14 protein-coding genes, 1 tRNA gene and 13 pseudogenes are annotated in these 25,326 nt (G+C 52.9%); 9 read left to right on the forward strand and 19 right to left on the reverse strand.

Annotated features, from left to right (window positions below):
- Positions 1 to 547: 547 nt before the first annotated feature.
- Positions 548 to 712 carry a hypothetical protein gene (locus GPOALKHO_RS00330; RefSeq protein ID WP_406702453.1) on the forward strand — a complete coding sequence of 55 codons (165 nt, stop codon included), beginning with the start codon at positions 548 to 550 and terminating at the stop codon, positions 710 to 712.
- A 201-nt stretch (positions 713 to 913) separates the two neighbouring features.
- Here GPOALKHO_RS00330 and GPOALKHO_RS00335 read toward each other — a convergent pair whose 3' ends face one another.
- Positions 914 to 1,204, reverse strand: coding sequence for a hypothetical protein (locus GPOALKHO_RS00335; RefSeq protein ID WP_406702454.1), 291 nt, complete (start codon positions 1,202 to 1,204; stop codon positions 914 to 916).
- A gap of 229 nt (positions 1,205 to 1,433) precedes the next feature.
- On the opposite strand from GPOALKHO_RS00335, the gene GPOALKHO_RS00340 reads away from it, so the two are divergent.
- Both GPOALKHO_RS00340 and GPOALKHO_RS00345 read left to right on the forward strand, forming a co-directional pair.
- A complete protein-coding gene (locus GPOALKHO_RS00340; protein ID WP_406702456.1) occupies positions 1,434 to 1,607 on the forward strand; it encodes a hypothetical protein in 174 nt (57 codons plus the stop codon).
- Between the two features lie 34 nt (positions 1,608 to 1,641).
- A pseudogene (locus GPOALKHO_RS00345) lies at positions 1,642 to 2,266 on the forward strand (LrgB family protein).
- A 348-nt stretch (positions 2,267 to 2,614) separates the two neighbouring features.
- On the opposite strand, the pseudogene GPOALKHO_RS00350 reads toward GPOALKHO_RS00345, so the two are convergent.
- The 3 pseudogenes from GPOALKHO_RS00350 to GPOALKHO_RS00360 form a co-directional block, all read right to left on the reverse strand.
- Positions 2,615 to 3,272, reverse strand: a pseudogene (locus GPOALKHO_RS00350) (sodium:solute symporter family transporter); the annotation flags it as partial.
- Positions 3,262 to 3,414: pseudogene (locus GPOALKHO_RS00355) on the reverse strand (DUF485 domain-containing protein); the annotation flags it as partial. The pseudogenes GPOALKHO_RS00355 and GPOALKHO_RS00350, both read right to left, overlap by 11 nt.
- Positions 3,396 to 4,874: pseudogene (locus GPOALKHO_RS00360) on the reverse strand (AMP-binding protein); the annotation flags it as partial. The pseudogenes GPOALKHO_RS00360 and GPOALKHO_RS00355, both read right to left, overlap by 19 nt.
- Positions 4,875 to 5,315: 441 nt before the next feature.
- Between GPOALKHO_RS00360 and gltP the strand changes: the two are divergent.
- Positions 5,316 to 6,614 carry a glutamate/aspartate:proton symporter GltP gene (gltP, locus tag GPOALKHO_RS00365; RefSeq protein ID WP_406702457.1) on the forward strand — a complete coding sequence of 433 codons (1,299 nt, stop codon included), beginning with the start codon at positions 5,316 to 5,318 and terminating at the stop codon, positions 6,612 to 6,614.
- Positions 6,615 to 6,669: 55 nt separating this feature from the next.
- On the opposite strand, the gene GPOALKHO_RS00370 is transcribed toward gltP, so the two are convergent.
- From GPOALKHO_RS00370 to GPOALKHO_RS00405, 8 genes and pseudogenes are all read right to left on the reverse strand, one after another.
- On the reverse strand, positions 6,670 to 6,909 hold the full coding sequence (locus GPOALKHO_RS00370; RefSeq protein ID WP_406703517.1) for a hypothetical protein: 240 nt from the start codon (positions 6,907 to 6,909) through the stop codon (positions 6,670 to 6,672).
- 25 nt (positions 6,910 to 6,934) lie between these two features.
- Positions 6,935 to 7,075, reverse strand: a pseudogene (locus tag GPOALKHO_RS00375) (4Fe-4S cluster-binding domain-containing protein); the annotation flags it as partial.
- A 6-nt stretch (positions 7,076 to 7,081) separates the two neighbouring features.
- Positions 7,082 to 8,462: pseudogene (gene nrdD / locus GPOALKHO_RS00380) on the reverse strand (anaerobic ribonucleoside-triphosphate reductase); the annotation flags it as partial.
- A gap of 1,271 nt (positions 8,463 to 9,733) precedes the next feature.
- Complete coding sequence (locus GPOALKHO_RS00385) at positions 9,734 to 10,111, reverse strand: hypothetical protein (protein ID WP_406702458.1); 378 nt, start codon at positions 10,109 to 10,111, stop codon at positions 9,734 to 9,736.
- 410 nt (positions 10,112 to 10,521) lie between these two features.
- Positions 10,522 to 10,815, reverse strand: a complete 294-nt coding sequence (locus GPOALKHO_RS00390; protein WP_406702460.1) for a hypothetical protein — start codon at positions 10,813 to 10,815, stop codon at positions 10,522 to 10,524.
- Positions 10,816 to 11,383: 568 nt separating this feature from the next.
- Positions 11,384 to 11,770, reverse strand: a complete 387-nt coding sequence (gene ridA / locus GPOALKHO_RS00395; protein WP_406702461.1) for a 2-iminobutanoate/2-iminopropanoate deaminase — start codon at positions 11,768 to 11,770, stop codon at positions 11,384 to 11,386.
- Positions 11,771 to 11,902: 132 nt separating this feature from the next.
- A pseudogene (locus tag GPOALKHO_RS00400) lies at positions 11,903 to 12,255 on the reverse strand (aspartate carbamoyltransferase regulatory subunit).
- A gap of 236 nt (positions 12,256 to 12,491) precedes the next feature.
- A pseudogene (locus GPOALKHO_RS00405) lies at positions 12,492 to 12,772 on the reverse strand (aspartate carbamoyltransferase); the annotation flags it as partial.
- A 211-nt stretch (positions 12,773 to 12,983) separates the two neighbouring features.
- Between GPOALKHO_RS00405 and GPOALKHO_RS00410 the strand changes: the two are divergent.
- Positions 12,984 to 13,310 carry a YhcH/YjgK/YiaL family protein gene (locus GPOALKHO_RS00410; RefSeq protein ID WP_406703295.1) on the forward strand — a complete coding sequence of 109 codons (327 nt, stop codon included), beginning with the start codon at positions 12,984 to 12,986 and terminating at the stop codon, positions 13,308 to 13,310.
- Positions 13,311 to 13,330: 20 nt separating this feature from the next.
- On the opposite strand, the pseudogene GPOALKHO_RS00415 reads toward GPOALKHO_RS00410, so the two are convergent.
- Positions 13,331 to 14,186: pseudogene (locus GPOALKHO_RS00415) on the reverse strand (ornithine carbamoyltransferase subunit F).
- Positions 14,187 to 14,307: 121 nt separating this feature from the next.
- Between GPOALKHO_RS00415 and rraB the strand changes: the two are divergent.
- Positions 14,308 to 14,732 (forward strand): annotated as a pseudogene (gene rraB / locus GPOALKHO_RS00420) (ribonuclease E inhibitor RraB).
- 87 nt (positions 14,733 to 14,819) lie between these two features.
- Here the strand turns inward: rraB and GPOALKHO_RS00425 are convergent.
- The 4 genes and pseudogenes from GPOALKHO_RS00425 to GPOALKHO_RS00440 form a co-directional block, all read right to left on the reverse strand.
- A pseudogene (locus GPOALKHO_RS00425) lies at positions 14,820 to 15,289 on the reverse strand (GNAT family N-acetyltransferase).
- 244 nt (positions 15,290 to 15,533) lie between these two features.
- On the reverse strand, positions 15,534 to 18,389 hold the full coding sequence (locus GPOALKHO_RS00430; RefSeq protein ID WP_406702462.1) for a valine--tRNA ligase: 2,856 nt from the start codon (positions 18,387 to 18,389) through the stop codon (positions 15,534 to 15,536).
- 5 nt (positions 18,390 to 18,394) lie between these two features.
- Positions 18,395 to 18,854: pseudogene (locus GPOALKHO_RS00435) on the reverse strand (DNA polymerase III subunit chi).
- A gap of 77 nt (positions 18,855 to 18,931) precedes the next feature.
- Positions 18,932 to 19,715, reverse strand: a pseudogene (locus GPOALKHO_RS00440) (leucyl aminopeptidase); the annotation flags it as partial.
- Between the two features lie 438 nt (positions 19,716 to 20,153).
- On the opposite strand from GPOALKHO_RS00440, the gene lptF reads away from it, so the two are divergent.
- Complete coding sequence (gene lptF / locus GPOALKHO_RS00445) at positions 20,154 to 21,254, forward strand: LPS export ABC transporter permease LptF (RefSeq protein ID WP_406702464.1); 1,101 nt, start codon at positions 20,154 to 20,156, stop codon at positions 21,252 to 21,254.
- Entirely contained in the window at positions 21,255 to 22,325 is a 1,071-nt protein-coding gene (lptG, locus tag GPOALKHO_RS00450; RefSeq protein WP_406702465.1) for an LPS export ABC transporter permease LptG, read from the forward strand.
- A 1,573-nt stretch (positions 22,326 to 23,898) separates the two neighbouring features.
- On the opposite strand, the gene GPOALKHO_RS00455 is transcribed toward lptG, so the two are convergent.
- Complete coding sequence (locus GPOALKHO_RS00455) at positions 23,899 to 24,057, reverse strand: DUF2501 domain-containing protein (RefSeq protein WP_406702467.1); 159 nt, start codon at positions 24,055 to 24,057, stop codon at positions 23,899 to 23,901.
- Between the two features lie 251 nt (positions 24,058 to 24,308).
- Positions 24,309 to 24,470 (reverse strand): hypothetical protein, encoded by a 162-nt coding sequence (locus GPOALKHO_RS00460; protein ID WP_406702468.1) that lies wholly within the window; start codon positions 24,468 to 24,470, stop codon positions 24,309 to 24,311.
- A 129-nt stretch (positions 24,471 to 24,599) separates the two neighbouring features.
- Between GPOALKHO_RS00460 and GPOALKHO_RS00465 the strand changes: the two genes are divergently transcribed.
- Positions 24,600 to 24,685, forward strand: a tRNA-Leu gene (locus GPOALKHO_RS00465).
- The last annotated feature ends 641 nt before the right edge of the window (positions 24,686 to 25,326 follow it).

The following is a 25,326-nucleotide window of genomic DNA, read 5'->3' on the forward strand; positions in this document are numbered from 1 at the left end:
TGGCCCAATTGGCCTGCACGTCGTTTTAATCCCGGGCTCTTCCTGGTGCTGCCTCGTCCCGACGCTGCTGTTTTTTGATGGCTGGAAGACGCCGATGCGCGAATTTTGCAGCATGGCGGCAAGATAGTAGCGCAGTAGCGCTGATGTTGACTATTATCACGCTTGCGGGTGTGCTGTCGATCCTCCCCTGCTGCTCAGCGACAGTTCAGCATTTCCCCCACGCTATCAGCTGGTGTTTACACTGGCGTGGTTCTGTTTTCCCCGATCTGCGACGTAATTGTTTTGCCGCTACTGTTTCAGGTGTCGGACAAGGCGCAGCACCGCCAGGAAGAGCGCATGGCGCGCACGGCGGTGAGTGGCTACTGAAAACCAACATAAAATGGAAGAGCGGCTGGCCAATGGCTAAATCGACGCTTAGCTCCTAACTGAAGTCAGCGCTAAGGGTTTCAGCAATCTACGCTGCCGGATTGACAGGCAATGATGACGCGGACAGCGCGCTGCTGATTGAAAATCTGGAACGACGTATATAGCTGAATGCTCCGCACCAATGAAACGCAAGTTGCTGAACGACTTAGATCTGCTGGAAGCGCTGCTGGTCGAGCACGAATTAAGCCACGCGGCTAGCGAGGGCTTGATGCTTCCGCCTGGTGACGCTCGTTTGGTAGCCAACGTCGCGGTAGGCGACAATTCACGCTTGGGCGTCATGGGATAGATAGCTGTTCTGACGCCAAGACGCCAAATAGCCCGAGTTACCATGGCATTTACAGCATCAGCGGCAGCTAGAGCAGGCGTTGACTATCCAATCGCCGGCAGAAAATCCCACTGGCCACTACGTGCCGTAATCTGTGGCTCAATCCTGGCCGCATCGAAAGCATCGAGTAATTGCCGATAGAGCGGAAGTCTTCGTTACAAATCAATACCAGCCACCCCAACAGCGTAAATAGCACTTCTCGCGGTCAATGCGATGCACCAGATCCAGATCTCCGGTTAGCACTGCCCCTGCTGCATGGTGACGCCGCCAAATTGGGCTATCTTCAGCCCGGATGCCCGAGTAGCGCTGGTGGAAATTGCCGATAAACTCCGCCGTCTGAGTCCCCACTATCGGCGGGATCCCCAAGCCGCACTGATAGATCGCCCGGCCATTATCGGATCTTGAGCGCGCATCCTTCACGAACGATCGATCGGTAATCCAACTCCCCCTCAAGATGTTTGAGCATTTCGCTGATGGTGGGGTGGGTCACGTTAAGCTTTGTTGTCGGATCACTGCGATAAATAGCGTAGCGTTCGGATTTCCATTCACTTTCCTGGAGGGCGTAATTTCAATGATATTAATCCGTTTCAGCGATATTTGCTAACCGCCTGTATTATAAGTAATCTTATACGAATAAGGGTATCGCTATGCCGCCAATCTGGCGCCTCGTTATGCCGTCGCGTTGGGGTCGAGTGCAGGTGCCGTGCAGGTGGTGCTATACGTCTGGTTATTTGTGCTGGCGCAGCAACTGGTGCTTCGCGTGGAGGGATGGCGGATCTTTCTAGTCATCGCGCTGAGCACCGCATTGATGCTGAGGATTGCCGAGTTGGTGGTGGACCGGGTCTTATTGTTTTAAACTTTGGAACTTTGGCTGGCGCGCAGGAAACGACATGAGCAGTGATTTTATGCTGGGGCGCTGTGTCTGCTGGTCACACCCCTATTTCTTTAACAAACATCTTTGTCGCCGTTTCCATCATTTGCCGCTGATGCCGCTAATTTTTACGCCGGCGGCGCTGATCCTGTTGCTGGTACTGACCTATATCTCTTACTAGTACTACATGGGCGCGGCTCCCTGGCTATTGTGGCTGCTGTGGCCGGCCACCGTTGCTTTCGCGGTACCGGTTTATGAAGATATGGCCATCATCCGTCGGCATTGACTTTACTTGAGTGCTGTGGTAATCACCTCTACCATGGTGGCAGAGGGTAGCTCGGTGTGACTGGCGCTGCCGGAAGTAGTGCAGCGCAGTTTGGCTGTGCGCTTAATCACTACTTCTTTTGCGCTAGCGGCGGCGGAGCGGGTGGGTGGTTCAGCCAGATTTGGTCGCGCCGTTCGTTGTGATTACCGGCGTGTTCGTCATAGCGCGCGGAGCGGGATTGAGTGCCTCCTCGTACGGCGCCGGCACCACCCGCACTTAGAAATAGGGCAACGCGAAGTGGTGGTGTCCAAGTCTGGTAATGATACCAGAAGAGGTGGTAACGGTGCCACTGGCGCCATTAATTGGTCATATCATGTGAGAGCGCCGGTCACCCCCGCACCGGTTGAAATTCTGCTAACTGAGAATTGCGGCAGAAACAGTTCGCATTCCCTTGCTCCTTTCGCCAAGTGATCGGTTATGGGAAACAGACAAGTCCGATACACGCCACCAGCATTGAGAACAGCGAAATCGGTTTGATGCGCCCCAACACCTGCACCTAAATGGTCTGGCCGATAATTATTAGCACTACCACGGCAATTTTCGACACCTGCAGCTCGTCACACCCCGTTGTTGGCGTACAGATCGTGTGAAATCGTGGAAAACAGCCGACACGCCGGCCAGCCTTACCCCTGCCACTACCGCTTAAATAAAGCCGAGGGAAAAAGTTGCCGCCCACCGCATTGGCCGGATGGATCGCTGCTATGTTGTTACCGCAATAAACGTTGAGAAAGTAGCTCATAAAGCCGGTGGCGTATAACACGCTTTTACTCATTGACGGTAAAACACATTAGGATATGAGGCATGCCCGCCATCCCGAACATCAGCGCCAGCTCTAGCGACGGCGCCGAGACCGGATCGGCCCCCAGTTCCGGGCCGCACGATAGTCGCGCCCTTGGCATGTATTACCATAGCATCCTGTGCTATCAGGTATAGCGCTACCACCAGCGTGGCGCAGGCGGAAAGCGTGCGGATCGATTTCTGCCGCAAGCGGTATGGCGCGACATAGGCAACGTATAGCACCCGAGATTGCGTAGCCGTTCGAGTATAAAATACCGAGGAACGATCGCGGCGGACATGAAATCGCCGGAGATCGCCAGCCCGTTTTGTAAGCTGGTGATGTTTCTGCTAGCGGTGTAATATTTGCGCGAGCAGGTCCGTTTCCAAATAGGTAATACACAGTAGCGGCGACAAACAGCACAAACAGGATAAATAGCCTTGCAGGTTAAGCGGTTGGCGCGAATGACGTCGTTGACCGTTTCGGCCTGGATGAGCAGCGGAAAGGCGGCCAGCGGCAGCGTCACGGTCCAGAAGTATTTATTGGCCATACGGCATCTCACGCAATAGCTGTTGAGACAGACGATCGAACTTACCATTGGCGCGGATGATGTAAATACCGGTAGCATGGAAGGAGGCCACAATCAGACCGATGCCGAGCTGGATGCTACGCGTCACGCTGGCACCGGGATGCTTAGAGGGTCGTAGACAAGCCCTTCCAGCAACTTTTCGACCTCGCCGGGATCGGCGAGCATGAATGTGTCGCCCAGATCGCCGGTATCGCCGGCGACGATTTTGCGCAAGATGTGGCACATGATTTTGCCTGAGCGGGTTTTCGGCAGCGAATCGGTCCAGTGCGAGATATCGTGGCAGAGATAGCGCCAATCTCCTTGCGCATCCAGGCGCGGACCTTGTTATATAATTCCTGCGGCGGGGTTTCGTTAGCGTTGAGCGTAATATAGGCATAATATGGGGAATCCCCACTACCGCTTTGGCAATTTTCGGATGTGCCCCAAGCGCCGATTCAATCTCGGCGGTGCCGTTGGCGATGGCAGGGAACGTTCAGCACATCATCCACGCGACCGGTTATCCAGTAATAACCGTCCTCGTTGCGCCGAGCGCCGTAAAATAGGTCTGCGCGAAACGATCGTGATCGCCATACAGCATGCACGTCTGGCCGGGCCAGGTGGCCGGTGTTATCCACCAGCGCGGGCTACGCGCCGAAAAACGGCAGCGCCTTCTGGATTGATCGGCTCCCCACCTAGCCCGTGATCCGCAGCGATGTACAGTGGGTTCCGTCTATCGCTCTGCCCCTTTGGCCATGAGCGCGAGGATAGCAGTCGGCACGGTATAGAGTGTATTATGTATTAAATCAAACACTTAAGTCATACAGGCCAGTTGGGTACACCCTCGAACATGAGGGCAATAGCACCGCAGGTCATCGGACCATAGAGAAGATCGCTGTGGCCGGTTACCCAACCAACGTCGGCGGTACATCAGTAAATATCGCCGGGATGATAATCGAATACGTATTTAAAGGTCATGGCGGCATAGACCAGATAGTCGTTGGTGGTGCGTAACACGCCATTCGGGGTGTCGGTCGAGCCGGAGGTATAAGGAATGAACAGCGGATCCTCTGCGCCCATCGCCACGGGCGCTCAGCCCATCATCGGCGGTTATCACCAATTTGGCGCTGAAGTCGATAATGCGGCAGTCGATAATGCAGCCGGCGATCGCCTACGGAGCAAGCCCGGCGAAAATCACCGAGTGGACGGCGCCAATGCGGGCGCAGGCCAGCATGACTACCGCCACTTCCAGCACTATGAGCATATTACATGGCCACCACATCCCCTTTACCGATCCTTTGCGTATTCAAAACCTTATCGAAGCGGCACGCCGCCTTATGTAATTTGCAGTAGGTGAGGGTCTTACTTTGGCTGACGTCACTCCCTTCCCAGATAATCGTGGTTTGATCGCCTCGTTCTGGCAAATGACGATCGAGGCAATTGGCGGCCACATTTAATGTGCCGTCTTCAACCAGCGGATATTGACGTGAGCGGGATTGAAGGTAGTATTTCAGAAAGGGTAATCCATTCCACAATTTGAGCATATTCTCGCCAAAAGGAATCGGGTAGCGATTGGGTTGACTCATAGTTTCCTCCTTGTATTTGTTAATGATATGTCAACTCTTGGCTAATTAACCCTCCTTGGATTGGTTTTGTTTCTTTTTTGCGCGACAGATCACGCATCACCTATAAGGTCTCTGCACTTATTGGAAAAAACACCCCGCCAGACCTGGGATAACAAGCATTAATGGGGCCATCTCAGACCCTTTCAGCGATATTTATCATTTTATTCTGTTTAAAAAACGTATATAAAGGCGGGTAGCGCATCTGATAGTAGCGATTTCAGCGCGTTTTCTAATCCCTTTGATAACAAAGAGTTAAAGTCAATCTCCTGTAAAATACCTAGAATAACAGAAAAAATTGTCGAAATCTCTTATAAATCAAATCTTAAAGAAACACCATGTGTGCTCGACGTTTTTGAGGTTACGGTGGGGTCACGGTGGGGTCTACTAGGAAATAACTATTGTTATGAAAAAGTTAAAAATAACACTCGCCTGGCAAATTCTCATTGCTTTAGTCCTGGGTATCCTGCTCGGTGCGGTACTCCATAACCAGGGAGAATCACGCGATTGGATGATTGCTAATATTCTTTCTCCGGCAGGGGATATTTTCATCCGCATGATCAAGATGATCGTGGTGCCCATCATGGTCGCCACGCTGGTTGTCGGCATTGCCGGTATTGGCGATGCCCAAAAGCTCGGCAGCATCGGATTTAAAACCATCCTGTATTTTGAGATAATCACGACGCTGGCGATCATTCTGGGAATTACTCTCGCAAATGTCTTTCACCCAGGCCGCGGGATTGATATGTCGACGCTGGCGGTTGTGGATATCTCAAAATACGAGCAAACTGCCGTTGCAGTGCAGTCAAGCGGCCATAGTCTAGTCGGCACCATTTTGTCGATTATCCCGGCAAATATTTTTGTTTCGATGGCCAACGGCGACATGTTACCGATCATTTTCTTCTCTGTCTTGTTCGGGCTCGGCCTAGCCTCTTTGCCGGAAAATACTCGGGCGCCGCTGTTAAATGTGTTCAACGCTGTCGCGGAGACGATGTTCAAAGTTACGCATATGGTGATGCGCTATGCGCCGGTGGGGGTTTTTGCACTGATTTCGGTCACCGTGGCGACCTTTGGCTTCGCCTCGCTACTGCCGCTAGCCAAGCTGGCGCTGTTGGTATACGGCGCCATTATCTTTTTTGCCCTGGTGGTGCTGGGGACCGTGGCGCGGCTCTGCCGGTTGCGTATTTGGACGCTTATCTGCATTTTGAGGGAAGAGTTGATTCTGGCCTTTTCCACTGCCAGTTCAGAAAGTGTGTTGCCGCGCATTATCGAAAAAATGGAGGCGTACGGCGCACCTGAGGCGATTACCAGCTTCGTGGTGCCGACGGGGTATTCGTTCAACCTGGACGGGTCGACGCTGTATCAGAGTATCGCCGCCATTTTCATCGCGCAGCTGTACGGCATTGAACTATCCATTGGCCAGGAAGCAGTGCTAGTGCTGACGCTAATGGTTACCTCCAAAGGGATTGCCGGTGTACCAGGCGTATCCTTTGTGGTGCTGCTAGCGACGCTTGGCAGCGTGGGCATTCCGCTAGAGGGGCTAGCGTTTATTGCCGGCGTCGACCGGATCCTGGATATGGCGCGTACTGCGCTTAATGTTGTAGGGAATGCGCTGGCGGTGCTGGTGATCTCAAAATGGGAAAATCAATACGACAGCGTGCAGGCGCTGGTGTATGAGAAAGAGATGTTGACAACCAAAGACTGATTGTACGCGTCTTCCCGATAGCGCCCATGGCGCTATCGGCGGGGGGATGGCGGTACTAAGTAGAGATCACAAACAGCCAGATGTTAATGACATTATGACGTTTTGTAGATCGATGAAGTGTCAAGGTGGTGACCCACGCGGCCAAAGTGGAGTAAAACCGCGGATCGACCCAGAGGTGCGTTGACGCCATCAGCCGCGGCGGTGCAACAGCTTGTACAGCGCCAAAATGACCAGCATCGACAACAGCGGCGCGTACCAGATCGATATCCACACCGGTATAGCGCCCGCCCTTCAAGCGCTCCGCTAGCGCCGGCGATCATCTGACTAAAAGGGTAATTAAGCCGCAAGGTGTTTTGGTTGTAGCATCCCGGATTTGACTCACCAGCCGGGGACGAACAGCGTACAGCGCGTACCTGGGCCATTGATGACATCTACCGAGTAGTACTCTGATGGTAATTCATCGCTCATTAACCCAGCTTGCCGGTCGAGAGATGCTTGACGCGCCGTTTGGCTTCCTCTTGTTTGCCGGTGTTAAACGACTGCACATCCGGACTGTCAAGATAACCGCAGACCCGCCGGATCATCGACATGCGCGACGGGTTATGGTTGCCGCATTACGAGCAGGTCAAGCCTTTACTGGTGCAGGCGAATTCGCCGGTAAAACCGTACTCGTAACATTCATCGATAGGAGTATTGGTAGCAGCAGTAAGGCACGCAGTGATAGCTGTGGTCAAAAACATCTTCCAGCGCGCGGATTATGTTGCAGATTAGCAAATAAAGCCGCCGCTCGCCAGCGAAGGATATGACGCTTCGAAATCCAACATATCGCAGGAATTCACTTTTTAACGTCCAGATGGAAACTGTTGGTGCAATACCCCTCATCGGTCACGCCGTCGATAATACCGAACTCGGCGGAGTCCAGGCGGCAAAAACGGTCGCACAGGTTTTCGCTCGGCGTACTGGTAGATGCTGAAACCATAACCGGTTTTCGGTTGCTGCCTGCAACCACCGTGCGACGTCGCCAGCGCTCTCTCCCGCTGGTAGACGCTGTCGTAAAACGCGGGTGCGGTTGCTAAATGGCGCATTAATGGTTTTGTGAATGCCAATATAGCCCAGCGAAATGGTGGCGCGACCAGCGCTTTCACGCCATCCAGTCGAGCATACGTGTCATCAATACTTTTAGTCAGCTGCCGCTGCCCGTCCAGTAATGTCCAGAAGCGCGCTTTTTGATTCAGCTTACAGCGCAATGCGCGACAAATTGAGGCTGATGACGCCAAGATTATTGTGGCCATCGTAGACAAGTTGGCCATTTCTCTCATAAGCACCGAGGAAACTGCGGCAACCCATCGGCGTTTTAAACGATCCGGTAACCTTCAACACCTGATTATAATTGAGTATGTCGAGGTACATCCTTTTAGTGATGAGAATTTATGATTGACACCGTCGTGAATCGCGAACACCAACTTGGGGAACATTGCGGTTTTCCGGTTTTTACCCAAACCAGCGATGCGGTTGCGCAATATGGACTGCTGAATCAGTCGCGATTCCGCGTTAGTGCCCGGTCCAGAAGTTGAAGGTGACGAACGGTGTCTGGCCATTGGCGGTGTTTAGAGTATTGATCTCATATTCTAGCAACCGGAAAGCATCAAAACATTCTTTTTCGGTATGGGAGCGGGCATAGTCTTCCACATCCGCAATATGCCATTCACCGGCGGTGTTGCGGTGCTTGTCACGACTGGTGGTGACATGGGGTACCAGGATTTCATCTATCCGATCAGTGATGGTGCCGCCGTAAATATGGCGGGCGCCCTGGGCGATAATTCGCGCGGCGACCGTGGTGGAGACAGCTGCGTGAGGGTTTTATAAAGACCCGTTAAGCTGATTTTCCACCGCGCCCTGGATATCGCGGATATTCACATGGGAGCGGGACGCATCGCGTAATAATCCGCGTCGTCTACTACTCCTGGCGTTTGTGCAGCATGCAAAATCGCCTGGAAATACACTGTTCATCGAAATTGACCTGATATCCCTCCCGCTTGATCACTACCGGTTGCATGATGTGACTCCTTCTATGCCGAAAGAGGTTAAATGCCGCGCCTGCGGGCAGCGCTTGAAAAAGAAATTGCTCATGTTGCCAAAGTCAGCTTACGCCACCACGGAGCGTTTACGCGTACAAACCACGCATGCCGGCTAGGAACGCGCTGCGACGAAGCGGCTGATTATCGGCAGTGTGCGCACTGCATCGCATGGCACTATATGTAGTTTTTGAAAAGCATCGCAACAATCGCACTAAAATTGACTTTGCGCAATAAAGTTTATGTTTGGATAAATTGCTAGTCAGCGCAATTTTACCCGTCCACGCGGTAGCACTTGAAATAGCTAGGAAAAGGGAGGTAGGCGGATTTTGCCACTTTCCGGCAGCAAATTTGGACTTGACAGCGGTGATAAATCTGCGGCGCGTTGCGGCAACGCCGCCCCGTACCTGGGCAGCGGCAATGGGTGATAAAGAGAAAGAAGCCTTGCTAGCGATTAAGGCTGTGCCGAGGTGATCCTACGTCGAGGCGACGCCGGTTAATCTGCCGGGTGATGGCGTCGTAGGTTTGCTCATGCTTAATTTGCCCGCCATGCGCTCAAGGGAAACGCGCTTTAACAGTTCGGCAGTGATGGAGCGTCTTGCTTCTCGTTGTTAAACACCATCGCGAAACTCCGTGAACGGCTGTGATTACACCAATGTCATGATGAAATTTGCCTCCGATTCATGCTGACAGGCAGGAAATAAAGGGTATCGTCCAGTATCATGGCTTGCCATTCATAGGCACCACCTTTATGAAATTAAATAACTTGTAGAAGTCTGAGATAGCTACTTTCCAGTATGCAAAGGTATAGGCGCCGGCGCTAACTACAGAGAACAGAGAAACGCGGCTTTCTTCGATAGATAACATTGTCCGGGTATCGAGTCTATCCCTATGAGCGATATCCTCGCCGATCTCTTTCTGTGTGACGATCATGACACAGTTTGCACGGCTCCTGCCTTTCGTCACATCGAAGCTTTTGAGCAGCGGAAGACGATGTCAATTTCAAGATCCACACGCTCTCCTAGGCCATTTGTCAGTAGGCCGTCAACCCCTCATGGACAGCTCCATGACATTTGAACAATTATGCTGCACGCTGGAGCCAGACGTAATGCGCACTGCAATCAGATCGCGATGGCGGAGGTACGAGTCGACATTGGCGACCAGAAACTGATCGTGAAAACCGATGGTGAACTCCGGCATCAAGGCTTCAAGACTGGCAAGGACATCACGATCTTGCGAGTCATCCTTAACGGCTACCGGCAGGACAACAAGGTAAGCTTCGACGACAGTACCCAAATGCTGCATGGCATCGATCTTATAGCAAGCGGCTCGACCAACCCGGGTGCGTCTCGCCGCTACGCTTGCCGCAGCAATTTTTGCACCACCGAAGTCTTGAAGAGCATTGCTATCCAGCTTGAGCATCCACGACGCTATTCTAACTGCCTGAGCAGAATCCATTTGGAAATATCGAAGTTGACTTTTCCGGTCAGTGCGTCCAATCCCTTATGCCCTTGGAAATTACTTTTCGCAGGCAGATTGGCGCTCTGTAAACAATCCCAGTTCGGCATTGACGACCCAATGGAGTTACCCAATAATAACCATGGCCCAGGATCGCCAGACAGCACTGCGTCCAAGTCGAGGATAGAGAAACACCTTAGTCCACTCGGGTGGCGCGACAAAGGCGCATCCGGGCTCTTCTTGCACGTATGCGGCATTAATTTCAAGGCTCAGCACATGCCGCACTGCATGGAAATGTGCAACGACGGCATCAAGGGAAGCGCCTTTGTCACAGGTGGAATTGCGAGACGTTCCGCTCTTTTTGCCGGCCATGGTCAGCACATTCTTTCCAGACCGTCCACTGCCAGACCGTCCAGGGTACCCGCCTTATTACCCCAACTGACTGCATCTGTCATTACAGTGCGCTGAGATAATGAGGTAACCTTGTGGCGACGGTTCAGCAAAAATGATTTCGGCAATATGGTTTTGGCAACGTTACGCGCTTCAATTTCATCAACGGGCAAGTTCCTTTCCTGCAGGAAGGAGACAATATCGTCAGTATTTCCCTCACTAGCAATGATTTGTCGCAGGTCACGCGACGTCCGGAAGTCGGCGGTATGGCCCTGCACACGAAATCGTGTGCATCATGTTCAGCCGGCTCGTATGGGCGAACGGATCGCTACTTTCTCATAGACAACACAATGAGGTGGTGACCGAGATCATAGATCTTCTGACGCGCCGACTTAAGATGATTACGGTTGACGGATGCTCGCAACGTTGATATCAACGTTCAAGCTCGGCAAGATCGATGCCGTTGGCCGAGTTACCCGTGTCAAATCAATAACGCTCCATGAGATGGGGGTAAATGTGTGCTCAAAATAGATCCCGACCGCCTTGCCGTTACTCATATAACGCCGGCTCATCACACTTCAGGTCAATTTTATCGGCGAACACGGGTTTCCATCAACATTGTCATTGTCGCGACCTGCAACATACCATATAGCGCACTGTTACTCTATCTCGTTTCGCGCCTTCCCGCGACCCCTGGATTGGTTGGACTCCACCTTTACCCACTCTATCTGCGCGAGCCTTTCGGCATGTGGCAGGGCGTCTTTCTTGTCATCGGTAACGATGGCGCCTGAGCCACAGTGGAGGGAGCTTGATGACGCCGGCAGGCAACGCCTGCCGGCGCTGCGCCTAGCGGCGTACGGCAATAGCTTCAATCTCGATTTTCACGTCTTTCGGCAGCCGTGTAACTTCCACGCATGAGCGGGCCGGAAACGGTGCGTTATGTTCGGTAAAAAAGGCTTCATAGTTGGCGTTAATCGTCGCAAAATCGTCAAGATCTTTGACAAACACCGTTGTTTTTACGATGTCCGCAACCTGTAAACCCGCCGCTTCGACGATAGCTTTGACATTCTCCAGCGACTGGCGCGCCTGATTGGCAACCGCTTCCGCTATCTGGCCACTCTTCGGGCACACTGGGATCTGACCGGAGGTAAGGATCATATTACCGAGATCGACCGCCTGCACATAGGGACCAATGGCTGCAGGTGCGTTTCTCGTATTTATTACGCGGGTCATGATTACTCCTGATGATTGCACATTAAGCAAAATAGCGATACCGTCTAGCATAGGTCATAGACCGGCCGCTGCGAAGGGATCAGGCGCCTTGAATCACTGGTTGGTGTTCAATTCTTTCTCGCAATATTTGCACTATAAGTGCACCTGCTGACTACGGACCTTGACGCAAAACCGGGGGCGACTGGCTCGCTGGCGGTTAATATAATTACTGCTTGGGCGGGTGAGCACCCATCTACACGTTCCGGAAATTGCAGCGTCTGTTACGCACCACATCGTAATTATCAATATGGTTGACCGTGGCGTGCGGCACATAGATGGCGAGCTGGTTGGCTTACTTTTTAGTCACAAAGACATTTTCCAGCTTGATTAGATCCTTTTGCTTTGTTGGTTGGACGGCTGCATCGCGATGGCAGTCAGCTTAAACAGGCTCAACAATTTCCAGCTACCTACGCCGGGATATGGTCGATGACCGTGCCGCGGCGTATCGCTTCGACTTGTAGTTTATTATCATGCTGTCATAGGTGATTCCCCCTTGCTGTTCCGTGTCGTCGCCGGTGGTCATAATCCTCGTCAGGCTGTCACAAGCGGCTATCGGCCCACACTGTGCCGGCGAGCTGGCGAAAAGCATAGGCAGCGCAGCACCAACGATCGGCTGTGCTGCCGTCATCGTACTGCACCCTGCCATGGATGTGCAGGGTGCAGGAAGGCATCGCCAACATCTAAAATAGAAGTTGTCGTCGAATTTGGCCAGCGCTTGGGTTAGTGAGTGCACGGTGCGGCCGTATTTCAGAGCGCCCACCATAGCGACGCTGAGATGATCTAAACGACCATGAGTTTCTTGAATGGTGAATAGATCGAAAAGCGTCCAGGTCAAATACTGCTTGGCGCCGTCGTCGGCGTTCAAAATCGGCACCTATCAGGGAATTTAGTGGTGAGCTGAACTGCCCCTTCCTGCGGATAGTGCATCACGATGGCGTCGACATATGTGCTAATGCTGTGCATGATGCCTCCCGGCAAATTACCAAGCACGCCGATGATTTTCTGCTTCAAGCCTAAACTTGTCCGACGGCAACGAAAAGGAACCGTTTAGTCGGCGCGGTAAAATAACTGACGGATCGCTCTCACCGTTCACCCATTTCTTGCTCTACACTAAGTAACGGAACCGCGCCAGGCGCGCCGCGCTAAATATCATGCCAAATATCTTGATACCCAGATTTTTCTGCCTGACACCGAATCGCAATGTTACAGCACGCTGACGGGCAAATCGGATACCGATCAGCCGGAAGAAAGAGATATCGCCTTTCTGCCGTCGGGTCAACATGAAAAACAGGTAGTGCTACAAGCTTGGGATTTCGTGGTATATTTCCCCCGTGAAGTGCATACGCCGTTGCGCGCGGTGGCAAGCCGACGACATTCGCAAGGCGGTGATAAAAATCGACGTGGCGCGGGCGATGTAAGCGTGACGCTGACCTCCGCCGCCAGCAAGAAAGGCAGTCCCCGAATTTTAGCGGAAGTCATTCGGCGTTTAAGCGAGCGCTAACTAACCGGATGACGGCTGTATCACAGCGTCCCCGCCATGACGGCTTTGATGGTATGCAGGCGGTTTTCCGTCTGATCAAATACCACGCTGTGTGCGGACTCAAATACCTTGTCTGTCACTTCCATGCCGCTCGCTAAGCCGTAGTGTTTCACTATTTCCGAGGATGGTTTGATCGTCATGGAACGCGGACAGACAGTGCAAAAAACTTCGCCGCATGGCCATATTGACCTGATAGGCGCCTAGAAGCGCGATGCGTCCTGCCATACGCTTTTGTCCTCGCCCCATGGATACCCACAATCGGTATAGATAAAGTCCACCGCCTGCACGCCGGCGGTGATATCTTCGGTAAGGATAATCTCGCCGCTGTTTTGCTACGCCAATCGAAGGCGGATTGTCACCAGCTCTTGCCAGCAGGAGCTCGGCGCCACCAACCGCAAATCGATATCAGTTTACGCTATTGCGCGCATCTCCGAGACATTTGATTAAAAGGTTTTTCCGTCAAATATTCCTGCATGGTCATTAAGTCAGCCAGTAATTGGATAGGATCGGTCGTAAGCCCGCTCCATACTGGCACGCCGGCATGACGCGCCAGCGTTTCGACGATTCCTTGACCATAGCCGCGACATTGAATTCCGTCATACATACGGCTGAGTACCCGACTATCTGGCTGCCGCTCAGCCCCACATAGGTCACGCGTGCACTCTAACCAAAGGCGGCAACTTCGAAAGAGCAGCGGGTACAGGTCGAATCTTTTTCGAAGATAAGCGCAATATTTTTACCGGCCAGGCGCGGTGTCTCGCCGCTGGCGTGCTTCTGGCGCCTCAGGTCGGTGGTCAGCGTCAGTAACTGATTAATCTCGGCAGAGGTAAAATCCATTAACTTCAGAAATTTCGTTGAAATAACTGATTTATCATCCGTTTCTACATGAATACTTTGAGCCGGAGCCACATCCGTCGGTGTGTGAAAATAGCCCTCCTACGGGCTGACGGGCAGGGGTATGGCATTTCTTGAAGAGCAACGCGATAGAGACGCGTCTGATTATTGCCGAACTGCTGGAAGACGGCAGCGATCCTAAGGTGCTTTATATCATCGAACATCATTTTTCCGCGGACAATTTTGACACCCTGGAGAAAGTCGCAGTATCAAATTGGGTTACGAGGTCACCGATGCCGCAGAGCTTACAGTGGAAGGCGGCGAAACGCTAATGTGTTGCGATGCGGTCAGTGAAGTCGCATTACAGGTGGAGCTTATCGATGCACAGGTAGAACAGCTCTTTACCCCGGCGCAGCACTTGGGGGGGTAAATTACGACAGCTGGGGCACGTATTTCGAGGATTCTCACGGAGAGGATGAAGAAGGCGATGAGTTTGCTCAAGACGATGACTCGGCGGATAGCGACGAGGTGACCGCCACACGCCATTAATTGCCACCACCTCTGACCACGAAGGTCAGCTGAAGGATGACGCAAATAACGGCCGTCGCCGGCGCTATTCGCTCCTACCTAGACGGTTTATAACGTTTTCAACATGGTGACTCCGCGGTCGACGACGTGGCCAGTATTGCCCGTTGTCAGCGATATGGCAAAAGCTCAACTGCTTACAGAGGGCAATAGTGCAAGGCGGTGGTTTCCAGATAATATTGGCGTGGAACCCAACTTGGGGGCAAATGTCAGCGCGCTTGGCCAACTTCCAAGCTACTCCCCATCCATGCAGTGCGGGTAGGAAAATGCATTTTGCAGTTCGCAAACCTCTTCGTTTTCGCCGCTTCCGCCCGCCAGCTGCCCGTGCAACTCAATGACCCAATAAGCGCTGCGCGGCTGGCTGTAGAGCTCATAGAGATGATCGAGATTGGACCGGAAACGGCATAGCCTGTATCCGCCGTCAGGTAGAATGCGGCGAGAATCCGGCGGATCACCTGCGCGATGGCGTTATTGTCTGCTAGCGTTATCGGACGCACTCGTATGGCATCTGCAGGGGTAATGGGCACGGTCGTGATCCGGACATAAATAAAGGCAGTTAAAAGCAAAGGCAGTTAAAGCAATAGCACCGCAATGCTTGGCGATGCAACTGAAACCGCCGAGACGACCGGGCGATGCTCGGAGACGGCCGCCGCCTGACGGACGCGGTGACCGAGGAACGATCACTCGCCGGTGTTAGCGTGATGCCCTGGCGATAGCACCGTTGCCGACCGGGAGTCGCGCGCTTGCCGGCTAACGTCAGTGCGATTACAAACCGGCGATGATCGTTTGTTGTTCGAGCAATTTTGCCCTAGATTGCTGATATCTTTCCAGCTTCTCGCGTTCTTTCGCCACCACTGTCTCAGGCGCGTGGCCGATAAAGTCCTCGTTGCCGAGCTTGGCGGCGATACGGCCGATTTCGCTTTCGATGCGAGCCGCTTCTTTGGCCAGACGCTCCAGCTCGGCGTCTTTATCGACCGGGCTTGTCATCGGGATCAGCAGCTCGGCGCCGTCGATAAGTTGGGTAACGGAAACTGGCCCTTTATCGTCCGCAGGCAGCAAGGTAATGCTGTCAAGTCGTGCCAGGGTGAGTATAGAGCTCAAGTTTTCGTTCACTCTGCGCGTCACCGCCGGTGAAGCCTGGCGCAGTAACACCGTCATCGGCTTACCGGGCGCAATATTCATTTCGGCGCGAATTGTGCGCACCGCGACGATAGTTTGCTTGATCCACTTCAGGTCGGTGAGCGCGTCGGCGTCGGCCAACGCCGTATCATAGGCCGGAAAAGGCTGCAACATAATGGTCTCACCCGGTTCGCCGGTGAGGAGTTTCACCCGTTGCCAGATGGTTTCGGTGATGAACGGAATGATGGGATGCGCCAGGCGCAGCAATCCTTCCAGCACGTTGACCAACGTATGGCGGGTACCGCGCAGCTCGGCGTCGCTACCGCCGCTCATCACCGGTTTGGTCAGCTCCAGATACCAATCGCAGAACTGATTCCAGGTGAATTCGTACAAAATCCCGGCCGCTAAATCGAAGCGGTAAGTGTCCAGCGCTTCTCGAAACGCCTTCACTGTCTGGTTAAATTCCGCTAGGATCCAGCGATCCGCCAGCGACAGCACTTGGTTCCCGCCGTTGAAACCGCAGTCTTGTTCCTCGGTATTCATCAGAACAAAACGACTGGCGTTCCACAATTTATTGCAGAAATTACGATACCCTTCCAGACGCTTCATGTCCCAATTGATATCACGGCCGGTAGAGGCCAGCGCCGCCAGCGTGAAACGCAGGGCATCGGTACCGTGTGGCTCGATGCCCTGCGGAAACTGTTTTTCTGTGCATTTTCGGATCTTATCCGCCAGCTGCGACTGCATCATATTGCCGATACGCTTTTCAAGCAAATCGGCCAGCGAAATGCCGTCCACCATGTCAAGAGGGTCGATAACATTCCCTTTGAACTTGGACATCTTCAGTCCTTCTTCATCACGGATCAGACCAGTTATATAGACAGTATTAAACGGCACCTGCGGTTTGCCGTTGTCGTCCTTGATGAAATGCATAGTCAGCATGATCATGCGCGCTATCCAGAAAAAGATGATATCAAAGCCGCTTACTACTACGCTTGTGGGATGAAACGTGCGCAGTGCGTCGGTGTTTTCCGGCCAGCCGAGGGTGGAGAAGGTCCATAGTCCGGAAGAGAACCAGGTATCCAGCACGTCGTCGTCCTGGCGCAGCGGAATGTCGTCCGCTAACTGATGTTGCTGGCGCACCTCGGCCTCGCTGCGGCCCACATAGACCCGACTCTCGGCATCGTACCAAGCTGGAATGCGGTGGCCCCACCACAGCTGGCGGGAAATACACCAATCCTGAATATTCCGCATCCAGCTGAAATACATGTTCTCGTACTGCTTCGGCACGAACCGGATCTCGCCCTGTTCCACCGCTGCCACCGCCACTTTCCCCAGCGGCGCTGCACGCACGTACCACTGATCGGTCAGCATAGGCTCGATAACCACGCCACTGCGATCGCCATATGGGACAGTGAGATCATGGACCTTGACCTCGACCAGCAGGCCTAGGCGGTCGAATTCTGCCACAATCGCCTTGCGGGCGGCGAAACGTTCCAGGCCACGGAAAGCAGCCGGGATAGCGTCAGACAGCGCCTCGCTGGCTTCGCCGTTGGTGTCGAATACCTCGGCTTCCTGACGGATGTCTCCGTCAAAGGTCAGGATATTGATCATCGGTAGCGCATGGCGCTTGCCGACCTCATAGTCGTTGAAATCGTGCGCCGGCGTGATTTTGACGCAGCCGGTGCCTTTGCTCATATCCGCGTGCTCGTCGCCGACAATCGGGATGCGGCGGTCGACCAGCGGCAGCATGACGAACTTTCCAATCAAATCGCGATAGTACGGATCTCTGGGATTCACCGCCACAGCGGTGTCACCGAGCATGGTTTCCGGCCGTGTGGTAGTAACCACCAGATAATCCAGACCGTCGGCAGTGTGCACACCGTCGGCCAGCGGGTAACGCAGGTACCACATAGAGCCCTTCGATTCGCGATTTTTCACTTCCAGATCCGAGATCGCGGTGCGTAATTTCGGATCCCAATTCACCAGGCGTTTGCCGTGGTAAATCAGATCGTCCTGATACAGACGCACGAACACTTCCTTTACCGCGTTGGACAGCCCGTCGTCCATGGTGAACCGCTCACGCTCCCAATCCACCGAATTGCCCAGCCGGCGCATCTGGTTGGTAATAGAGCCGCCGGATTGCGCTTTCCATTGCCAAATCTTGTCAATAAAGGCGTCGCGGCCGTAATCGTGGCGAGTTTTACCCTCTTCGACGGTGATTTTTCGCTCCACCACTATCTGTGTCGCGATGCCGGCGTGATCGGTGCCCACTTGCCACAGAGTATTTTTACCCTGCATACGCTGATAACGAATCAGGGTATCCATAATGGTTTGCTGGAAGGCATGGCCCATATGCAGACTGCCGGTGATGTTCGGCGGCGGTATCACGATGCAGTAGCTACCCTGCTGTGTATCATTGTTCGGCTTGAAATAGCCCTGCTGCTCCCAGTGCTCGTACAGCGGCTGCTCGATATTTTTTGGATTGTATGTTTTGTCCATTATGCCTAGTTAATCACTGCGTTGGCGACGTGGGCCGTGGCTAATTGGAAGCCGATGCTGCGATACGCTTTATAACGGTCGCGCGCCAGCTGTTTCAAAGTGTCTTCATCAGGGACGAAGTCTATCACTTCATGGAAAGCGGAGGCAAAATTCGCGCAGGTTGACATCAGGCTTATCAGCAGATCCCGCGGCGCGTTACCGCGGCGCTGCGGCCAACAAATTTCCACCGGCGCGCCGTAGCGCGGGCCTTCACCCGCCAGGTTATGCGGCACGAACACACCTGGATCGCGCGCCCACAGCGCCTCGTCCAGTCTGAACGCTTGGGTATCGTCCTCACAGGCGATAAGCACCCGTTTCCCCCTCCCGCCATTTACCGACCGCCAAATCGCAGGCAAGCCGCTCCACGGCGGTCAGGTCGTCGCTGGCGATGTGTTGGTCAAGCAAATAGAAGGTTGCGTTTTTCATGTACTGCCTTGTAATCAGGGGATGACGGAAAACAACAGGCGGCAAAGGTCACCAGTGCAAGCATACCTTTTTTGCGGTTACTCGTCACCGTTGAGTCCGGCGTAGTTGAGCAAGAATTGTGACAGCATTACCACCGGCCACATCCCGTGACACGCTTGGCTTTACCGGAACGCCAGGCGGTTCCGGTTATGTTTAGGTGCGTACAAATATATTTGCGCGCGAACGCGATATGCAGCCGGCGGTTATCGCGCCGCCGGGCTCGCTGCCAATTCGCCATAATCGGCGAAATTCGATTCCAACTGCTCCTGGAGCTCATCCCCAACGGCAAACGCCAGGCGTGGTCGCGATCTGCTTGGCGGTGCCGATGAGCTCATGGGCCAGCGGGTTATGATTCGACATCAGCACGGTTAAATAATGATGGCCAAGGGCAACAACGCAGGTGCCGGTCAAAGTGGCGACATCAATGACCACGTCCGAGTTGAAGTGCTCGATACAGGTGAGATCGCCGCACAGCACTGGCCGGCCTCAACGTCGGTATTCAACACTTCCACCGTTTGGTTGGAGAGAGCAGTCAATACATCGCCGGGTCGAAACGCACGACAGTTCACCATATTTTCCGGCGGCAGATCACCATATTTTCGCAGAATTCAGCGGTAGATTAAGCCTCACCGCCATGTGCATCACGCTATAGACAGACCGTTGAGGCGCTGCGCATATCTATTTCATTGCATCCATGCTGTCGGCGGGCTTGATGGAAATGCCGCCCGCGTCAAAGGTCAATCCTTTCCCTACCAGCACGATCGGCCGCACTTCGATATCGGGGCTGCCTTTACACCCAATCACCAACATCAGTGATTCAGAGATGGTGGTTTTTCTGTATCCATCGGCCAGCTGGCGCGCCTGCAAGACCAGGTAGGCCGAATTGCAATATTGGAGCTGTTGCTCAAGTCTTTAGCGGCAGCGCGTTGATATAGCCTTCACTGATTTTATCGAGCTGTTCGGTGACGGGGCAGACGACGAGGTTCAAAAGCTCCGACGACGATACAGGCACTGCGTTGGTTTTCCGTGGTATCGCTTTTACACTGAACTCCGTGCATTCTCCTGAGTCTTAAAGACAAAGGCGATTTCGCAGGATAAATGGACTTTCCTGTCATCGTCCTGCCTTTGCATTTACTCTATGTGTTAATCTGAACAACATAAAGGACGCTATTCTGTCGACAACCAGTGCGTTCTCATGGCTCGATCGATAATGTTGTTATATACTTTATTTAGCGATAAAGGTGCACAGGCGAAATAAGCGTGATAATCACTAGGTATCTGGTTCGTGAGACATTTAAAAGCCAGCTTGCCATTCTGTTCATCCTGCTGCTGATTTTTTTCTGTCAAAAGTTGGTGCGGATTTTAGGTACGGCGGTGGATGGCGATATTCCGACAAACCTGATTTTATCTTTAGTCGGCTTTGGCGTGCCTGAAATGGCGCAATTGATCCTCCCTCTAAGTCTTTTCCTGGGGTTGTTGTTGACGTTGAGCCGCATGTACGCTGAAAGCGAAATTACGGTTATACACGCTTGTGGGCTGGGTAAAGGCGTGTTGATTCGCGTGGCGCTCGTGCTCAGCCTGATTACCACGATAGTCGCGGCGGTGAATGTGGTATGGCTTTTACCCTGGTCGTCGCGTCATCAGGATTTGGTGATATCGGACGCTAAGGCCAACCCGAGCATGACGGCTCTGGTTGAGGGGCAATTCAAACCGACGGAAAACGGCAATTCGGTACTGTTTGTCGGCAACGTGAAAGATAAGGGGTTTGAACGTGTGTTTCTGGCCCAGCTCAAGCCGCATGGCAATGCGCGTCCTTCCGTAGTTATTGCTGACCGTGGTCATATAACCCAGCGGTCGGACGGATCGCAATTGGTCATGCTGGATAAAGGCATCCGCTATGAAGGGACTGCGCTGTTGCGCGATTTTCGCATTACCGATTTTACGCAATATCAGGCGGTTATCGGCCATCGGGCGGTAGCAATAGACATCACCGATGCCGAGCAGATGACGCTGCACCAGCTATGGCGCTCGCCGGAACCGGAGGCGCGCGCCGAGTTGCACTGGCGGCTCACGGTGGTGGTGTCGGTGCTGATCATGGCGATGATGGTTGTACCGCTATCGGCGGTCAACCCGCGGCAGGGCCGGGTTCTAAGCATGCTGCCGGCGATGCTGCTGTATTTGATTTTTTTCCTGCTACAAACCTCGCTGCGCTCCAACGGCGCCAAGGGCAAGCTTGACCCGATGTTATCGATGTGGTTAACCAATGTGGCGTACCTGTCGCTGGCTTTGGTACTGAATTTATGGGACAGCGTACCGGCACGCAGGCTTCACTGGCGGCTGCATGCAAGAGGAGCAGCCTAAATGTTTGGCGTATTGGACCGCTATATCGGTAAAACAATTTTTAATACCATCATGATGACCCTATTCACGCTGGTGTCGCTTTCTGGCGTTATTAAATTCGTCGAGCAGCTGCGCAAGGTGGGACAAGGTGGTTACTCGGTCCTAGGTGCAGGCCTGTTTACTTTGCTCAGCGTGCCAAAAGATATCGAAATCTTCTTCCCGATGGCAGCGCTGCTGGGCGCGCTGCTGGGGCTGGGTTCGCTGGCGACCCGCAGTGAACTGGTGGTGATGCAGGCATCCGGTTTTAGCCGGCTACAGGTGGCCGGTTCGGTGATGAAAACCGCCATTCCACTGGTGTTCTTGACCATGTCCATCGGCGAATGGGTGGCGCCAGCGAGCGAGCAAATGGCCTACAGCTACCGCACTCAGGCGATTTACGGCGGCTCCATGCTCTCAACTCAGAACAGGCTGTGGGCCAAGGACGGTAATGACTTTATTTTCATCGAGCGAGTGGTAGGTAGTGATGAGCTGGCCGGCGTCAATATTTATCATTTCGATAAGGCCGAACGGCTGCAATCGCTACGCTATGCTGCCATAGCCACCTTCAGCAACGGCAGCTGGAAATTATCGCAGGTGGATGAATCGGATTTGACCAACGATAAGCAGATAATCGGCCGGCAAGCCCTGGACGGCGAATGGAAAACCAACTTGACTCCGGATAGACTGGAGGTTGTCGCGCTGGAGCCAAATTCGTTGTCTATCTCGGGGCTGTATAATTACGTCAACTACCTCAAGCAGAGCGGGCAGGAATCCAGTCGTTACCGGCTAAACATGTGGAGTAAGATTTTCTCGCCGTTCTCGGTGGCGGTGATGGTGCTTATGGCGCTGTCGTTTATTTTCGGACCGCTGCGCAGCGTACCTATGGGGGTACGGATTGTCACCGGGATAAGCTTTGGTTTCTTGTTTTACGTGCTGGATCAAATCTTCGGGCCATTGAGTTTGGTGTACAACATGCCGCCGGTATTCGGGGCTTTGCTACCCAGTATGGCATTTCTTATCATCAGCATTGTTATGCTGTTAAGGCGTCGATGACGCTCATTTTTGGACCTTAATGCTGCGTCATGTGCCGACAGCGGCAAATTATTTCATGCTGTAAATAAACATGTCTTTGGTCAAATCTCGCAACTATTTATGCAGGGTGAATGATTATGTTTTGAATGCCATGCCTGAATACTGCGCTTACCGCTGATCGAAATCAGCGCCGAAGAATTCCACCGCCACATTCAATTTTTCATTGCGGTGACCACAAAATCGGACGTGATAGCCAGCGCATCGAAATGCGTCATGGTGTTTATCGTCGCCATGTAGCCGGGGTAACCCCATCACGTGACGCGCCAACAAAAAGTATTTCGCTGACTCGTCGGTTCCTGTCGGATACTTCTCCTTGATCTGAACAAATGATATTAGAGTAGATTGTCCATGCTTTTATCGCTGGCCAGAATAGGATGCCCATCGGCACATAAGGTATGTTCGCCGAGTGTGTAGTACGAATAGTAATCTTAGGGTTTAAATCACACATCTCGCCGATATAGAGATCAATATCAGACGAGTTGCCTAACATCTTCCTTCTCCTTTAATGCAATCGCTTTTGGTGTAGATCTTAATTTGATGACGCTAAGAAATAGCCGTACCATCGTGGTAATCGACACCGATGATGAGCGAGTGGTTGAGCGGATAGCGGCCCCTTCAGCTAACATGCATCGCCTAACCATTATGCCCTCGCCTAACCATTATGCCCGCATGGAAAAAGCTTCTTCACCGAGAATGAAAAGGACGCCGGATTACCGTGGTGTCGGTCCCGCTATATCTATGTTGTGGCCACAGCTGCTGACCATCCGGCGCCGCATAGCATATTGTCGATAGCGACGCCATCAGCTGCGCGGAACGTTACCTATTAACGATCACCATCACAACAACAGGTCGTTCGCTTTAATCACGGCGGTTCGCTGTTAGTGGTCGTGGGCGACGGCTAGCCGGTGTTAAAACTCTCTTTGACGCTGAACTCACGCCGCTAGCCAGCCTGCGCGTCGGCAATAAATCGATGGGATAGCTGCTTCAGCCCCGGGCTACTGAATCACCTTCACAACGCGCAAAGCGGCCCACTAATGGCATTGTGCCTGAATGGTGTTTAGCTGTGAGCTGCTATGGCGCCACAAGTTTTATTTGCGCGAATCTCGGTCTTCGTGATGGCGTCTCTTATAGCGGACGGTTGAACCATCTGCGCGCATTTCACGGTGAGCGTTGTGGGTTGGTATGTAAAAACAATTTTTGAACGGTCAGTCGCATAATCGCCCTCACGCTTTCACCGTAAGCGACTGCAGGCCTGCCGCTAACGATTTGCTCATGCCTTAGGCGGGCTGAGTGGCTAGCACGCTGACGCTTCTCCAGCGGTGAGCGCTTTTAAGTCGTCTTGAGGTGCTAGTATCCCGGCTCGGGCGCCTAGCATGTTTTCCGCTGGAGCGTGCAGCGACAGGCACCTCGCCGGTATACGCGTCAGGAAATTTACTCTGCTTAAAGACCAAATCGCAGGCTTTAGTTTTGATCTTTCAGCCAGCTGTGAAAGTGCTAAGGGCACTCAAATTCGCGGTGTTGCCCTGGCGGGCATTCAAGACCCCGCCAGACCGGACTGGTAATCCTGTGTTTTCGCAGCGGAGGAGCTGGTCGAGGTGTTATTATTGATGCCAAGCTTATCCAGCAACTGATCTTTCACCGTACAGTTGGCCGCTTGCGGCACACCGCAAGACATGGCGGTGCAGACGCACATCGTACATAACAGGCGGCATACCCGATCACGACACTTACATAAGTGTCGCGACCCTTAGGCGTATTGGAACAGCATACCGCATCAATACCTGCTAGGTAGCGGAATATCGGACAAACCTACTCCAATCCGCTATTTTGGGACTTATTTCTGCCGGCGGCAATATTATTATAAGCTAGCTTTCGACCGCGCGATTTAAATGAGGAGCAGTTACGGCTTTTGTGTCAGGCTATTCTCGACATTCCGCACTCATCTTATGCTACCTGAAACCAGCTGAGCGCGAAAATCGCCATGGCGCCACGTTCGCTTTCGTGTCTTTCCTCGTGCAGGTAAAGCCTGTCGCCGGCGCCGTGGATACTCTGGCTGTTAATGTAAGCCAACAAATACGTGGGCGGTAAGGTTGCTTCGCCTACCAATCCACCTTAGCCAACGGGCGCCAAAATGCATCGTAAGGCCGTTTTTCAGCAGTTGCGCACTAGATAGGTGGATTAATATTGCGCCGGAATCTGTTAACGGTATAATGCGCGTCGGGATCTGTGACCCTTGCCGAAGTGGCGAAATCGGTAGACGCAGTTGATTCAAAATCAACCACCCCTCGGGTGTGCCGGTTCGAGTCCGGCCTTCGGCACCATAGGAACATCAATGGATGTCAACGGATGTCTTTTTTATGATTGAAATCCAGTAGTTACCCATCATTATAGCCATATAAACTCTCTCAAATCGATAAGTGAAAACGCGGTGAACAAGGCGCTACGGTAATAATGGGTTTGACATAACGGTGGGGTTTGTGGCATGTAGTTCATTGATAGAATCGGAGTTATGGTTGTGAACTGCCTATCCTTATCTCCTGACAAGGAGAGCTGTTCAGAGGCCTCCGGACTGACGCCACCGAGCCCCGGTTGTAGAACATTTCAATGTAATCGCATTAGCCCAGTAGTTGCCATATCAGCTCATACTTTGCACCAGGTTGTTGGCCCGGCAGAAGCGCTACCGCACTGGTTTCCTTGATCTGAGTGTACAACACCTGATTCGTGCCACCGCCACATACAGCCACCTCTGAACTGATTAGCCCACACAAGGCAACGGTAAACTGCCACTGTACACAGTTAGGGGCAACGACTGCATGATCCGTGATTTCACACAGGTCACCGTTGACTCTGCGATTGTTCTTTCTGATGTTTCTTGTGCAATGTCTTTCGCCAATAAAACTCCTCACCTCTGAGTTTACGCGCACCAGAAAGTGAGACGGCAGGGTAGGCATCGAAGCTCTGC

Origin of the sequence: Sodalis sp. (in: enterobacteria) (assembly GCF_036327475.1) — a bacterium.
GTDB lineage: Bacteria > Pseudomonadota > Gammaproteobacteria > Enterobacterales > Enterobacteriaceae.